The following is a 14017-nucleotide window of genomic DNA, read 5'->3' on the forward strand; positions in this document are numbered from 1 at the left end:
CGAAGGCGGGGTGGGTCCGGTTGCAGGGGCGTGAGCGCCATGGATGGCGCGACCGAGCCTCCATGGACGGATTCACGGCGTCCCCTGCAACCGGACCCACCCCGCCATCCCACGGATAGTCAGCTTTTGCCTTTGCCTTTGCTGTTGCCTTGGCAGGTGCAGGGCTGCAAGCCCTGCCGCACCCACACCCCTCACACCACCGGGATACTGTGCTGCCCCAGATTCCGGTACGGCGGTGTGGACATGATCATCTCCGCCAGCGAGTAAGCCAGCTCACGTTCGGCCATCACCGTGCCATCGGCACCGTGTTCCAGCAGATGCTTCACTTCCGCATCGCTGTGCGCGCGCGCCAGCAGGGTCAGGTCCGGGTTGATCGCACGCAGCTTGGCCAGTGCCTCGCCGGCTTCCAGCGGCTGTGGGATCGCCAGCACTGCGATCTTGGCCAGCTCCGGATGGGCCTCGGCCAGCACCCGGTCGGCGGCGGCGCTTCCACGGATCGCTGCCAGGCCCTTGGCGTGCGCCTGCTCGACGTGCTCTTTGTTGTCATCGATCACCAGCACCGGCACGCCACGGTCGCTCAGCACCTGCGCCAGTTCGCTGCCGACCCGGCCATAGCCGATCACGATGGCGTGGTCATGCAGGTCCCGTGACGGGCCGATGGCTTCAGGCGGCTCGGGTGCCTGCGGGGACTGCTCCTGCTTGGCCTGCCAACGGTCGAGCAGGCCGAACACCAGTGGGTTGAGCATGATCGACACCAGCGCACCGGCCAGCACCAGCGACTGGCCTTCCTTCGGCAGGATCTGCAGCGCCACGCCGAGGCCGGCGATGATGAAGGCGAACTCGCCGATCTGCGCCAGGCTGGCCGAGATGGTCAGCGCGGTGCTGGTCGGGTGGCCGAACGCACGCACGATGAAGAACGCGGCGGCCGACTTGCCGAACATGATGATCAGCACCGTGGCCAGCACCTGCCACGGGTGCTGCACGATGATGTTGGGGTCGAACAGCATGCCGACCGACACAAAGAACAACACCGCGAACGCATCGCGCAGCGGCAGCGAATCATGCGCGGCCTTGTGGCTCAGTTCTGATTCGTTGAGCAGCATGCCAGCGAAGAACGCGCCCAGCGCGAACGAGACGCCGAACAGCATCGCCGAGCCGAACGCCACGCCCAGCGCGATCGCCAGCACGGACAGAGTGAACAGCTCGCGCGAGCCGGTACCGGCGATACGTTCGAGGATCCACGGGATGACCCGGCGCCCGACCACCAGCATCACCGCCACGAACAGGCCCAGCTGCACGAAGGTCCAGCCGATGTCGGCCAGCACGCTGCCGAGCGAGTGCGACTCCTTGGCCGCGTCGGGGCCGAACACACCGGCCATCACCGGCATCATCACCAGTGCCAGCACACAGGCCAGGTCTTCCACGATCAGCCAGCCGACCGCGATCTTGCCGCGCATGGTCTCCAGCAGACGGCGTTCCTCCATCGCCCGCAGCAGCACCACGGTACTGGCGGTGGCTAGCGAGAAACCGAAGATGACGCCATGGATGGCGGGCCAGCCCATCAGCGAGGCCACGCCCCAGCCGAGCAGGGTGGCCACCGCGATCTGGCCGATGGCACCGGGGATGGCGATGGCCTTGACCGCCATCAGGTCCTTCAGCGAGAAGTGCAGGCCGACGCCGAACATCAGCAGCATCACGCCCAGTTCGGCCAGCTGGTTGGCCAGCGCCTGGTCGGCGACGAAGCCGGGGGTGAACGGGCCTACGCAGATGCCAGCAACCAGGTAACCGACCAGGGGAGACAAGCGGAGCTTGTTGGCCAGCGCGCCGAAGATGAAGGCGAGCCCCAGGCCAACGGCCACGATGTTGATCAGGTCGGTGTCATGGTGCATCGGCACTCGCAGGAAATCGGGGGAATGCCCCGATTTTCACCGATGCGGCCACATACGGCAAACCGGGCCAGCGTATCGGATCGTTGCGTGGGCGGAGCCATCAGTGGTCGGCGTCCGGCCTGGCGTGTGCGGCGCGATCGAGGGTGGCGCTGTCGGGATCGGACCTATTTGGGGTGGCCAGTGGCTCTGGACCGTGAACCGCAGGCAGGCCGACGCCACCCGAGAAAGGCACGGGAAGGGGATGGGTTCGATACGCGGCGGTGCCATCGCAGGACCCTTTGCCCCTGTGCGCCAAGATTTTCAGTCGATGCGACAGCATCCAAGGGCCGGTGGCCGGCCGGGAGGCGCAGGCGACGGGGCTGAAGTTTGCAATCTGGCGGAGGGTTCCTCGAGTCCGGAACACGTCACCATGTGTCTGCTACTCCGTTCTGCTGACCAATCAGAGGGGCCTGCTCTCTCCAGACCGCATGGGCGAACGACCACATGAAGCTTCCCGCCATTGGCGTAGTGATTCAGGCGATAGGTCAAGACACAAGCTCGGCGCCCCTGTCCCGCTTGCTCCTTGATCTGGAAATTGGTGAGCGCGACTTTCGTCACTATCCGTTGAAGTTGGCGGGAATGCGGTTCTGGACTGACGAGGAAAATACGCTGGAGTTGGAATTCAAGGACGTCGGGCTGCTGGTGGACATTCCTTGCCACGACCTGGACGAAGGGCCCTGGGTACTGACGAGCGTAGCGCTCTGGGGAGCGAGAGTGAGTAAGAAGAACAAAGTCAGGAAGCAGAAGCCTGCCTACTCAGGCCCGTTGCCCTGTGGACTGAGCTTTTCCATGCTGCGCCAGCATGTAAGGGAGCGACTCGCCGCGTTGAGTGCAGGGAATGCTGTTGAAATGGGATTTGATGGTGAGGTGGATGTCTGGTGCGTCAGTGGCTTGGAGCTTGCGGTTGATTTCTCTGGTCCAGATGACTCGATTCGCTGCATCTCGTTGAGCATCCCCATCAAGCGTAGCGATCATCATCCGTAAGCGCTACGTAGGCGCATCTCGCCCATACAGATAGGCGGAATTTCATGAATCATCCCACCGTTGAAGAGTTCATCGCCGCGATCGGTAGAGATTCGGAATCGAAGGAGCTCGAAACCATCTTTTCCAGGATCGGAATCCAGCTTCAGAATCTGGATGATTACCGCCTGGGTGTCAGTGGTCACCGGATCTGGGCAGATGACGCTGCTGGACTGCAGCTTGAATTCAAGGATGCCGGTCTGGTCTCAGAGACCGCCTATCACGACATCGATGATGGCCCCTGGATGCTCACCGACGTGATCTTCTGGGGCTGGCGAAATGACACCGGCACCCAGTATGAAGGGCCGATGCCTTTCGGCCTGAACTTCCTGATGTCCAGGGACCAGATCAGGTCGGACGCATCTGCCGATCTGGGGGCGCCAATGGTGTTTGGTCTGTCTGGCAATGTCGACGCATGGATGCTCGGAAAGCTGGAGCTGGCTGTCGACTACGACGGTGAAAGGGGAGTCCGCTGCGTCAGCCTGGGGCTGCCACAAGAGGAATGAATGGACCTACAGGCGATAACGGCGCTGTTTGGCAGAAGCGCCACTGACCCAGCCGTCTCAACGATGCTGCAGTCGCTTGGCGTCAGGCGAAGGCCAGAGCTGGCCCGTCCTGCCAAAAGCCCTTACGAGGCGATTGTGCGTGTGAGCGCGCGGGGCATGCTGTTCTCCTTCAGCGAGCGCAACTACTGGAACGGGCGATCCATTGCTTCGCACGGCAAGAGCGGTGAGCTGATCTTCACCAACGTTGCGGTGACGGCCGGCATTCCGGATGTCATGCGCAGGTACGAAGGCGACCTGCTGTTTGGCCTGCAATGGGAGGACGATAGGACGACAGCGCGCGAAAGGCTCGCCACGGCGGGCTTTGGGGGCAGCTTGCACGCCGGCAGGCGTGACGCGTGGTGGTTGCCTGACTACCGCATCCGTCTGACGTATCAGGCTGGATGCATCAAACAGGCAGGAGCGTGTGGGATCTTTGATATCAGCTTGGGAATTCCCATGCATCCATTGGCTTGCGCACCGGCAACGCGCGAGTACCCTTCGGCGGAGCAGGTGCTCGCTGTCCTCGGCAGATCGACCAATGACCCCGATTTCCAAGTCGCGTTCCGGGACCTTGGTCTTGCGAGTCTGATGGCGGAGGCGAGCAGCGAGGTCGTTGATAGAGCCGACGAGCATGGCTTCATCCTTTACTTTGACAGTAGGCAGGGCGTGCCCGGTAGCCATCCGGTATGCACCGGCATCAGTTTCGTCCGCGATCGACTGGGAAACTCAAGAGCCTGGGCTGGGCCGCTGCCATTCGGCCTTCAATTCGATGATCCGCCGTCCATTCTCGAAGAGCGCATGGATCAACGAGCCAGTCGTTGGCTTGATGAAGGAACGTTTGGCAGCGCGAGGTGGTCGCTGCCTGGTCTTCAAGTGAGCGTGAATTTTGACAGTCTGGACAACTGTCTCGAGTCTGTCCGTGTAATCGTAGAAGGTCATCGCACGTCCAATTGCCAGCCGCGCGGCTGATCTTGCCCGCAGCACATAATAAAACACCCGCCGGATCACTCCGGCGGGTGTGAGAGATGTGGCTAGGAGTTGCCGGCCAGCGGCCGGCACTACCCCTTACCAGGTGTACTTGATCCGCCCGTACACATACGCGCCGTTGAAGCCGAACGGCGAGTAGTTGCTGTAGGGCAGCATGCCGAAGGTGGAGTTCTGCAGGTCTTCGGTGCGGTCCGGGTACTTGTCCAGCAGGTTGTCGGCGCCCACGGTCAGGGTCCAGTTGCTGCTCGGCTTGTAGCTGGCCGAGGCATCCACCACCCAGGCATCGCCGTAGGTCTGGTCGCGCAGCGCGGTGGCCGAGTTGCGCACGGTGAACTTGCCGTAGCGGGTGGCGGCCAGGCCCAGTTCCCAGTGATCCGAACGCCAGGTGCCACTCAGGATCGCCTTGTCGCGCGGGTAGCTGTCCTCGATGCGACCGATCTCATCACGGCCGATCAGCGACTGGGTCAGGCCCAACGTGCCGAACACCGCTGGGGTGCCGCCGACACGGCGCACTTCGGTGTCGTTGTAGCTGTAGGCGGCGGTCAGCTCCAGGCTGCTGGCGTTGAACGGCACCGTATAGCTGGACACGAAGTCGACGCCGCGGGTGCGCGTATCCAGGCCGTTGGTGAAGTACGAGAACGCGGTCACCTGCGGCAGGCCGAGGGTGCCCAGCAGCGCGCTGGTGGCGGCGTTGGTGGTGATGCTGGACGACAGCGCGATGCGGTCATCAATGTCGATCTGGTACGCATCGACGGTGATGTACAGGCGGTCCACCGGCTGCAGCACCAGGCCCAGGCTGTAGGAGGTGGAGGTTTCGGCCTTCAACGGCGAGGCGCCCAGCGCCTGCGCGGCCGGGCTGGTGGTCGGGAAGGTGCCACGCTCGACGAACACGCCATTGAGGAACTGGCTGGTCACCGCCTGGTAGCCCTGCTGCGCCAGCGAGGGCGCGCGGAAACCGCTGGAGGCGGTGGCACGCAGCGCGACCTTGTCGGTGAATGCATAGCGCGCCGACAGCTTGCCGGAGAAGCGGTCGCCGAAGTCCGAGTAGTCCTCGTAGCGGCCGGTGATGCCGGCCGAGAACTTCTCGGTCAGGTCCGCTTCCAGGCCGGCATAGACCGCGTAGTTGTGGCGGTCGGCATGCACTTCATTGGTCGGGGTGAAGCCCGCGAAGCCCTGCGCGCCGCTGCCGGTGTACGAGTTCAGTTCGCCCGGGTTCTGGTCCCACTTCTCCTTGCGGTACTCACCGCCGAAGGACAGCGTGACCGGGTAGGCCAGGCCCCAGTCCAGTGACTTGGTCAGGTCGGCATTGAAGATGTCCTGCTGGTACTTCAGCGTGCCGTCGTAGAACGAGCGCGGGCTGGTGGCGCCGAGGCTGTAGTTGATGCTGTTGCGGGTGTGGAAGTCGAGGGTGTTCTCGCCGTGGTTCAGGCTCAGGTCCCAGGTCCAGCCGTTGTCGGTGTTGCCCTTGACCCCGGCCACCAGCGAGCGGTCCTTGGAGTACTGGTTGATCTCCGGCACGTAGCCGTCCGGGTAGGTCTGCGCCAGCAGCGCGCTCTGCCCGCTGTGGTTGCGCGAACGGTAGAACGCGAACGAGGTGATGTCGCGGTTGCTGAGCAGCGCGCTGGCGTAGCCGGTCACGTGGTCGCTGAAGTCGAAGCTGGCGTTGGCCGAGGCGGCGGTGGCATCCACGCGCGGGTCGCCGACGATGAAGGTCTTCTGGCCGATGCTGGGGAAGTTGCCGGTGTTCGGCGTGGTGCCGCGGTACGGGCCGGCGCGGTTGCTCTCGTCCTGCTGGCTGATCTGGCCGGCCACGTGCACCCGGCCGTGGCCGTTGCCGAACTCGATGCCGGTGTCGCCGGAGAGCTGGTACTTGTTGCCGTCACCGGCCGAGTACTGGCCGTAGTCCACGGCCAGGCTGCCGCCACGGCCGCTGCCCTTGAGCACGATGTTGATGACGCCGGCGATGGCGTCCGAGCCGTACTGCGCCGACGCGCCGTCGCGCAGCACTTCCACGCGCTCGATCGCGGCGATCGGGATCGCGTTGATGTCCACCGCCGACGAGCCACGGCCGATGCTGCCGTTGACGTTGATCATCGCCGAGGTGTGGCGGCGCTTGCCGTTGACCAGCACCAGCACCTGGTCCGGTGACAGGCCGCGCAGCTGCGCCGGGCGCACGCCACTGGTGCCGTCGGTCAAGGCCGGGCGCGGGAAGTTCAGCGAGGGCAGGGCGCGCGACAGTGCGGTGGCCAGCTCACTGGTGCCGGTGGACTGCAGCACTTCAGGGGTGATGATGTCGATCGGCGACTGCGATTCGGCGACGGTGCGGTCGGCCACGCGGGTGCCGGTGACGATCACGGTGTCCAGGGTATTGGCGGCGGTGCCGGCCTGCTGGGCGGCGGCGACGAACGGAGAGCCACCGAGTGCGACAGCGACGGCGGCGGCGATCAGGCTGGTCTTGCGGGTCATCGGGATGGGCTCCGGTTGGCGGGGGCGGCACCGGAATCGACATCACGGGGGTGAGGCGGACGGCGGTTGTTGCGGTGCGCAATACAGCAATTAACGGGATATTCAGTGCCTGTCAAATGCCGGTCATCGGAAAAAACGTTGCAGCAGCAACCATTTAGCCCGGGCAGGCATCGGCGGGGAGGAGACCCGGGACGCGCGCGGCGAGGACGTGGGAGAGAGGAACGTCGGCCACTGCGCATCCCGGGACGCGTCAAGTATTCGTTAACGCTAGAATTGCGTCGCAGGAACAGTGCTCACCAGCACATTCCATCCGGTTATATGGACCCCTTCCCCGATGATCTCCCTTCGTAATTTCGCCTTGCGCCGCGGCGAGCGGCTGCTGTTGTCCAATGTCGACCTGACCCTGCACGCCGGTTACCGGGTGGGCGTGGTCGGCCGCAACGGTGCTGGCAAATCCAGCCTGTTCGCGGCGGTGAAGGGCGAACTGGAGGCCGACAAGGGTGACGTCGACCTGCCCGGCAAGGTCCGTATCGCCAGCGTGGCCCAGGAAACCCCGTCGCTGCCGGACCCGGCGCTGAGCTTCGTGCTGGGCGGCGATACCGAGGTGGCCGCGGTGCTGGCCGAAGAGGCCGAGGCGACCGCCCGCGAAGACTGGGAGGCGGTGGCCAACGCACACACGAAGATGGCCGAGATGGGCGCCTACGACGCCGAAGCGCGCGCCGGCAAGCTGTTGCACGGCCTTGGTTTCCCGGCCGAGACCCACCACCGCGCGGTGTCCTCGTTCTCCGGTGGCTGGCGCGTGCGCCTGAACCTGGCCCGCGCGCTGATGATGCCCAGCGACCTGCTGCTGCTCGACGAACCGACCAACCACCTCGATCTGGACGCGGTGTACTGGCTGGAACAGTGGCTGCTGAAGTACCCGGGCACCCTGCTGCTGATCTCGCATGACCGCGAGTTCCTCGACAACGTGGCCACCCACACCCTGCACCTGCACGGCGGCGGCGCCAAGCTCTACCCGGGCGGCTACACCGATTTCGAGCGCCAGCGCGCCGAACAGCTGCGCCAGCAGCAGATCGCGCACGAGAAGGAGCAGGCCGAGCGTGCCCACCTGCAGAGTTTCATCGACCGCTTCAAGGCGCAGGCCAGCAAGGCCGCGCAGGCGCAGAGCCGCATGAAGCGCCTGGCCAAGCTGGCCGGCACCGAAGCGGTGCGCGCCGAGCGTGAGTTCCGTATCGAGTTCGCGCCGCCGGCCAAGCTGCCGTTCTCGCTGATCCGCCTGAACCACGTCGAGGCCGGCTACGGCAAGGACGCGGTGATCCTGCACAACGTCGGCTTCGGCCTGGAAGCGGGCCAGCGCATCGGACTGCTCGGCCCGAACGGTGCGGGCAAGACCACCCTGGTGAAGACCCTGGTGGGTGAACTGGCGCCGATCGTCGGCGAGCGCATGGCGCACCCGGACCTGAAGATCGGCTACTTCGCCCAGCACACGGTGGAGTCGCTGCACGAAGGCCAGTCGCCGATGGAGCACTTCCGCGAGATCGCCCCGGACGCACCGAACCAGTCGTTCCGCGACTTCCTCGGCAAGTGGAACTTCCCGGGTGACCGCGCGTTCGAGCCGGTCGATGGCTTCTCCGGTGGCGAGCGCGCACGCCTGGCGCTGGCGCTGATCGCCTGGCAGCAGCCGAACGTGCTGCTGCTGGACGAACCGACCAACCACCTTGATCTGGAAATGCGCGAAGCGCTGGCCGAAGCATTGGCCACCTTCGAAGGCGCGATCGTGATGGTCTCGCACGACCGCCATCTGATCGGCCTGGTCTGCGATACCTACTGGCGCGTGGCCGATGGCGTGGTCGAGCCGTTCGATGGCGACCTGGATGCCTACGCCGCGTGGCTGCGGACCCGCCCGCAGGCGCAGGGCACCAAGGCGCGCATGGAACAGGTGGAAGAGCCGGTGGTGGTCAAGACCGCCCCGGTGGCGCAGGTGGTGCAGAAGAAGCCGGTGAACCCGCACAAGCTGGCCGCGGCCGAGGCCAAGGTGGCCGAGCTGGAGGGTGCACTGGCCGAGCTGGACCGGCAGCTGGCCGACCCGGCCAACTACGCCGATGCCACGCGCATGGCGGTACTTGGCCGTGACCGCGAAACCGCCGCCGCGCAGCTGGAAAAGGCCGAAGCCGCCTGGATGGAACTGCTCGAGTCCTGATGCCATCGGTAGCGCCGGGCCATGCCCGGCGAGCGCAACGGATCGCAAAAGCCGCCGGGCATGGCCCGGCGCTACCCACGTCCCCTGCGTTTCATCCCTGCGCCTGCAGCCACTCGCGGAACCGCTTTGCCGGCTCGCGCTCTGCACGCGAGCGCAGCCGCGTCAGCCAGTAGCGTCCCAGCTCCAGTGTGGTGCCGAACGGCTGCAGCAGGCGGCCTTCGGCCAGCTCCTGCTCGAACATGCGCAGCGGCAGCAGCGCCACGCCGGCGCCGCCGACCGCGGCCATCGCCACTGTCAATGACGAATCAAACACCGGCCCGCGGGCTTCCACGCCACTCACTCCTGCCGCCTGCAACCAGCGCGGCCATTCGTCGCTGCGGTAGGAGCGCAGCAGCGGCAGCGTGCCCAGGTCGCGCGGCTGTTTCAGCCGCCGCGCCAGTGCCGGCGCGCACAGCGGCGCGAACGGCGCGTCGAGGATCGCCGTGCAGGCCTGGCCCTGCCAGTCGCCATCACCAAACCGGATGGCCAGGTCCAGGCCTTCGCCGGCCAGGTCGATGCGGTTGTTGTGGGTCTGCAGGCGCAGCTCGATGTCCGGGTGCGCTGCCTCGAACGCGGCCAGCCGTGGCAGCAGCCAGCCGGTGGCGAAGGTGCCGACCACGCCCAGGGTCAGCACTTCACGCGCAGGTCCGCCGGTGTAACGCGCGATGCTGGCCGAGATGCGTTCAAACGATTCGTTGAGCACCGGATACAGCGCCGCGCCTTCTTCGGTGAGCGCCACGCCGCGCGGCAGGCGATGGAACAGGCGGATGCCGAGCCGGTCCTCAAGCCCGCGAATCTGGTGGCTCAGCGCGGCTTGGCTGACACACAGCTCCAGCGCGGCACGGGTGAAGTTCTGGTGGCGGGCGGCGGCCTCGAAGGCGCGCAGCGCGTTCAGGGGCAGGGTAGGGTGCAACATCGCGCAGTCGTGAGCTGGAGTGATGTCTGATCCTAACGCTTCAACCATGGATTTCGGAAAATTAAGGGGTTGAATGCGTCAGGCATTAATTCACTTCATGCCTCCTGTTGATTTTTTGCGCTGGTCGCCCCCGATAGCGGCTTCAATAATCGAGCGGTCCCCAGGAGAACCCGTATGCTCGCCCGTCGCCGATTCCTGCAGTTCAGTGGTGCCGCCGTGGCTTCCCCGCTTGCCCTGCCGCTGCTGGCACGTGCTGCGGGCAAGACCACCGCCAACGCACCCACCGATGCCGCCATTACCGCCGCCACTGACTTCGCCGCGCTGGAAAAGGCCTGCGCCGGACGCCTCGGCGTGACCCTGCTGGACACTGCCAGCGGTCGCCGCATCGGTCATCGCCAGGACGAGCGCTTCCCGATGTGCAGCACCTTCAAGAGCATGCTGGCGGCTACCGTGCTCAGCCAGGCCGAGCGCACGCCGGCATTGCTGGACACCCGCGTGCCGGTGCGCGAGGCCGATCTGCTCTCGCACGCACCGGTTACCCGCCGCCATGCAGGCAAGGACATGACGGTGCGCGATCTGTGCCGTGCCACGATCATCACCAGCGACAACACCGCCGCCAACCTGCTGTTCGGCGTGGTCGGTGGCCCGCCCGCAGTGACCGCGTTCCTGCGCGCCAGTGGCGATACGGTGAGCCGCAGTGACCGCCTGGAGCCGGAGCTAAACAGCTTTGCCAAGGGCGACCCGCGCGACACCACCACGCCGGCGGCGATGGCCGCGACCCTGCAGCGCGTGGTGTTGGGCGAGGTACTGCAACCGGCTTCGCGGCAGCAGCTGGCCGACTGGCTGATCGACAACGAAACCGGCGACGCCTGCCTGCGCGCGGGCCTGGGCAAGCGTTGGCGCGTGGGTGACAAGACCGGCAGCAATGGTGAAGACGCGCGCAACGACATCGCCGTGCTGTGGCCTGTAGCCGGAGGCGCCCCGTGGGTGTTGACGGCTTATCTGCAGGCGGGCGGGATCAGCTACGAGCAACGCGCTAGCGTGCTGGCACAGGTGGGGCGGATTGCCGACCGGTTGATCGGATGAGGTAACCGGGGTCATTCAAACGTGGGTTGCCGGATCGGTTCGGCGCGCGCATCCTGCGCGCGTTCGAACCCCACGGAAGACCCCGATGAGCCATGAGTTGATCTACCTGCTGCTGATCTTCGCGCTGCTGGTGATCCCGCGCGCGCTGCAGCGCTTCAGCCTGCCCGCACCACTGACCTGCCTGCTGTTCGGCATCATCGGCATGCTCTGGCTGGGGGATCAGGCACATGATGCGGTGATCGGACTGCTGGCCACCCTGGGCATTTCCTCGCTGTTCCTGTTCGCCGGCCTGGAAGTGGACCTGCAGGCGCTGCGCCGTGGCATGTGGCCGCTGCTGGCGCACCTGGTGATCCGTACCGGCACGCTGTTCGGCGTGGGCTGGCTGGCTTGGCGCTATGCGGGGCTGCCGTGGCAGGCCGCTGGCCTGTTGGCGCTGGCGCTGCTGACGCCGTCCACGGGCTTCATCATGGATTCGCTGTCGCGGCTGGGCCTGAGCGAGGACGAGCGGTTCTGGGTGACCAGCAAGGCCATCGCCGGCGAACTGCTGGCGCTGGCGGCGTTGTTCATCGTGCTGCAGGCCGGCGATCCGGGGCATATGGCGCTGTCCAGCCTGGCGCTGCTGGCGATGATGGTCGGCCTGCCGTTGCTGTTCATCGCGCTGGGTCGCTGGGTGGCACCGCATGCGCCCGGCTCGGAGTTCTCGCTGCTGGTGATGGTCGGCATGGTCGCGGCCTACATCACCTACCTGCTGGGCGTGTACTACCTGGTTGGCGCGTTCATCGCCGGCCTGGTCGCGCGCCTGCTGCACCAGCGCATGCCGCTGCTGGCCTCGCACGAGAACCTGCACGCGCTGCGCTTGTTCGCCTCGTTCTTCGTGCCGTTCTACTTCTTCAACGCCGGCACCAAAGTTCCCAGCGAAGCGCTCAGCTTCGAGGCGCTGGGGCTGGGCATCGTGATCACCCTGGTGGTGCTGCCGCTGCGCATCGGCGTGGTCTGGCTGCAGCGCCGGGTGATGTTCGGCGAGAGCTTCCGCAGCAGCCTGCGGGTCTCGCTGGCGCTGGCACCGACGCTGATCTTCACCCTGGTGCTGGCGGCGATCATGCGCGAGCGCTTCCAGATCCCGGCGGTGCTGTTCGGTGCGCTGTTGCTGTACGCGGCGCTGACTACGCTGCTGCCTTCGCTGGTGTTCCGTACCCCGTTTGACGTTGATCCGGTGGAGCAGGAGCCGGCCGGTCAGGGCGAGGCCGCACCGGTGGCGGCGACCGAAGCACTGCCGACAGCACCGTCTGCCGAGCGCTGAGCAGGACTGGCGCGCGGTTTGCGCCCATCGTCCATGGCCGTTAGGGTTGGGGCATGAGATCGATTGCCGTTGCCACTACCGCCGCCCTCCTGCTCAGCCTCGCTGCGTGCACGCAGCGCTCCGATACGGTCGCCCATGATCTGGCGACCGCACCGGCCGACGCCTTCATGGCCGCCATCGCTGCACATTGCGGCCAGGCCTACGCCGGCAAGGTGGTGGAGGACACGCCGGGACCGACCGGCAAGGATCCGTTCGCCGGGCAGCGCCTGGTCATGCATGTGCGTGGCTGCGCCGACCCGGCGCATGAGCTGCGCATCCCGTTCCACGTGGGTGATGACCACTCGCGGACCTGGGTGCTGACCCGCACGCCGAACGGGCTGCGGCTGAAGCACGACCACCGCCACGAAGATGGCAGCCCCGACGCGATCACCCTCTACGGTGGCGACAGCACGCCGCCCGGTACCGCCGAGCGCCAGCAGTTCCCGGCCGATGCCGATTCGGTGGCGATGTTCCGCCGCGCCGACATGCTGGCGTCGACCCACAACACCTGGGCGATGGAGATCGATCCGGACCAGACGTTCGTCTACGAACTGACGCGCCCGGACGGCCGCCGCTTCCGCGTGCAGTTCGACCTGAGCAAGCCGGTCGACCTGCCACCGCCACCTTGGGGTGATGAGGCCGCGCAGCCAGCCCGGTAGCGCCGGGCCGTGCCCGGCGGGTTTTCTGCAGTTGACCGCGCCACTGCGCTCGCCGGGCATGGCCCGGCGCTACCCCTCACCGCGTGCCGAAGCGCGCCCGGCAGCCGTTGCTCACCCACACCTGGCCACGCGAGTAACCCCAGCTGCGGCCTTCCTGGCAGGCGCTGCCCGACAACTGCTGCTGCAGCACCGGCCGGCCCTGGCGCTCATCCCAGTCGCAGGTCTGCGAGCGGTTGTTGTTGCTGCTGCAGGTGACGGAATAGTTGCTGTTGCCGCCGCCCCAGCCGCCGCCGCCCCAGCCGCGGGCCTCGGCGAATTCGGCACGGCAGCCGTTGCTGACCCACACCGCGCCATTGCGCACGCCCCAGGTACGGCCCTCGTCGCAAGGGCTGCCGGACAGCTGGCGGACCAGGCGGGCATTGCGCCAGCCGACCGGGCAGCTGCGCTCGCGGTTGTTCTGACTCTCGCAGCGGATGGTCTCGCCGGGCCGGCCGTTGTTGCCGCCCCAGCCGCCCCCGTTGCCGCCGCCCCAGCCGCCACGGGCCTCGACGAACTCCGCGCGGCAGCCGTTGCTGACCCAGATGCTGCCGTTACGGCTGCCCCAGGTGCGGCCTTCGTCGCAGGCGCTGCCGGACAGCTGGCGGACCAGCTGCGCATTGCGCCAACCGGTGTTGCAGACCCGTTCGCGGTTGTTCTGGCTTTCGCAGCGGACCACGCCGCTCTGCGCATGCGCGGAAGGGGTGGGCAGGGCCAGGGTGCCCAGCGCACCCAGGCTGAGGGTTACGGCCAGGCTGGCCAGGGACAGCGGTTTCATGGCGGCATCCCATACGGT

At 66.4% G+C, this 14017-nt stretch carries 11 protein-coding genes; 7 read left to right on the forward strand and 4 right to left on the reverse strand.

Going from position 1 to position 14017, the window contains the following annotated elements:
* Positions 1-191: 191 nt before the first annotated feature.
* Positions 192-1889, reverse strand: a complete 1698-nt coding sequence (ybaL, locus tag ACTXG9_RS12885) for a YbaL family putative K(+) efflux transporter (protein ID WP_456115856.1) — start codon at positions 1887-1889, stop codon at positions 192-194.
* A 483-nt stretch (positions 1890-2372) separates the two neighbouring features.
* Between ybaL and ACTXG9_RS12890 the strand changes: the two genes are divergently transcribed.
* The 3 genes from ACTXG9_RS12890 to ACTXG9_RS12900 are packed head-to-tail and all read left to right on the forward strand — an operon-like array spanning position 2373 to position 4462.
* Complete coding sequence (locus ACTXG9_RS12890) at positions 2373-2912, forward strand: hypothetical protein (RefSeq protein ID WP_456115857.1); 540 nt, start codon at positions 2373-2375, stop codon at positions 2910-2912.
* A gap of 44 nt (positions 2913-2956) precedes the next feature.
* Complete coding sequence (locus ACTXG9_RS12895) at positions 2957-3454, forward strand: hypothetical protein (RefSeq protein WP_109814736.1); 498 nt, start codon at positions 2957-2959, stop codon at positions 3452-3454.
* Positions 3455-4462: a hypothetical protein gene (locus ACTXG9_RS12900; RefSeq protein ID WP_456115858.1), complete on the forward strand. Its 1008-nt coding sequence runs from the start codon at positions 3455-3457 to the stop codon at positions 4460-4462. It abuts the gene before it with no gap.
* A 96-nt stretch (positions 4463-4558) separates the two neighbouring features.
* Here the strand turns inward: ACTXG9_RS12900 and ACTXG9_RS12905 are convergent, their stop codons facing one another.
* Positions 4559-6946, reverse strand: coding sequence for a TonB-dependent receptor plug domain-containing protein (locus ACTXG9_RS12905; protein WP_456115859.1), 2388 nt, complete (start codon positions 6944-6946; stop codon positions 4559-4561).
* 334 nt (positions 6947-7280) lie between these two features.
* Between ACTXG9_RS12905 and ACTXG9_RS12910 the strand changes: the two genes are divergently transcribed.
* Positions 7281-9146, forward strand: a complete 1866-nt coding sequence (locus tag ACTXG9_RS12910) for an ABC-F family ATP-binding cassette domain-containing protein (protein ID WP_019660143.1) — start codon at positions 7281-7283, stop codon at positions 9144-9146.
* Positions 9147-9237: 91 nt separating this feature from the next.
* On the opposite strand, the gene ampR is transcribed toward ACTXG9_RS12910, so the two are convergent.
* Positions 9238-10101, reverse strand: coding sequence for a LysR family transcriptional regulator AmpR (ampR, locus tag ACTXG9_RS12915; RefSeq protein ID WP_021204719.1), 864 nt, complete (start codon positions 10099-10101; stop codon positions 9238-9240).
* A 174-nt stretch (positions 10102-10275) separates the two neighbouring features.
* On the opposite strand from ampR, the gene blaL2 reads away from it, so the two are divergent.
* From blaL2 to ACTXG9_RS12930, 3 genes are all read left to right on the forward strand, one after another.
* The gene (blaL2, locus tag ACTXG9_RS12920; protein ID WP_456115833.1) at positions 10276-11187 is read left to right on the forward strand and encodes a L2 family extended-spectrum class A beta-lactamase; all 912 of its coding nucleotides are present in this window, start codon (positions 10276-10278) and stop codon (positions 11185-11187) included.
* A gap of 85 nt (positions 11188-11272) precedes the next feature.
* Positions 11273-12487 carry a cation:proton antiporter gene (locus ACTXG9_RS12925; RefSeq protein WP_019660140.1) on the forward strand — a complete coding sequence of 405 codons (1215 nt, stop codon included), beginning with the start codon at positions 11273-11275 and terminating at the stop codon, positions 12485-12487.
* A 53-nt stretch (positions 12488-12540) separates the two neighbouring features.
* The gene (locus ACTXG9_RS12930) at positions 12541-13185 is read left to right on the forward strand and encodes a hypothetical protein (RefSeq protein ID WP_021204717.1); all 645 of its coding nucleotides are present in this window, start codon (positions 12541-12543) and stop codon (positions 13183-13185) included.
* 76 nt (positions 13186-13261) lie between these two features.
* Here the strand turns inward: ACTXG9_RS12930 and ACTXG9_RS12935 are convergent, their stop codons facing one another.
* Positions 13262-13999: a DUF3011 domain-containing protein gene (locus ACTXG9_RS12935; protein WP_111098901.1), complete on the reverse strand. Its 738-nt coding sequence runs from the start codon at positions 13997-13999 to the stop codon at positions 13262-13264.
* Positions 14000-14017 lie beyond the last annotated feature (18 nt).

It is taken from the genome of Stenotrophomonas maltophilia group sp. LNF247 (assembly GCF_054083135.1).

Coding starts and splice junctions, on each gene's coding strand:
- ACTXG9_RS12925 (WP_019660140.1), top strand. CDS start 11,273: ATGAGCCATGAGTTGATCTACCTGCTGCTGATCTTCGCGCTGCTGGTG.
- ACTXG9_RS12930 (WP_021204717.1), top strand. CDS start 12,541: ATGAGATCGATTGCCGTTGCCACTACCGCCGCCCTCCTGCTCAGCCTC.
- ACTXG9_RS12890 (WP_456115857.1), top strand. CDS start 2,373: ATGAAGCTTCCCGCCATTGGCGTAGTGATTCAGGCGATAGGTCAAGAC.
- ybaL (WP_456115856.1), bottom strand. CDS start 1,889: ATGCACCATGACACCGACCTGATCAACATCGTGGCCGTTGGCCTGGGG.
- blaL2 (WP_456115833.1), top strand. CDS start 10,276: ATGCTCGCCCGTCGCCGATTCCTGCAGTTCAGTGGTGCCGCCGTGGCT.
- ACTXG9_RS12935 (WP_111098901.1), bottom strand. CDS start 13,999: ATGAAACCGCTGTCCCTGGCCAGCCTGGCCGTAACCCTCAGCCTGGGT.
- ACTXG9_RS12895 (WP_109814736.1), top strand. CDS start 2,957: ATGAATCATCCCACCGTTGAAGAGTTCATCGCCGCGATCGGTAGAGAT.
- ACTXG9_RS12905 (WP_456115859.1), bottom strand. CDS start 6,946: ATGACCCGCAAGACCAGCCTGATCGCCGCCGCCGTCGCTGTCGCACTC.
- ampR (WP_021204719.1), bottom strand. CDS start 10,101: ATGTTGCACCCTACCCTGCCCCTGAACGCGCTGCGCGCCTTCGAGGCC.
- ACTXG9_RS12900 (WP_456115858.1), top strand. CDS start 3,455: ATGGACCTACAGGCGATAACGGCGCTGTTTGGCAGAAGCGCCACTGAC.
- ACTXG9_RS12910 (WP_019660143.1), top strand. CDS start 7,281: ATGATCTCCCTTCGTAATTTCGCCTTGCGCCGCGGCGAGCGGCTGCTG.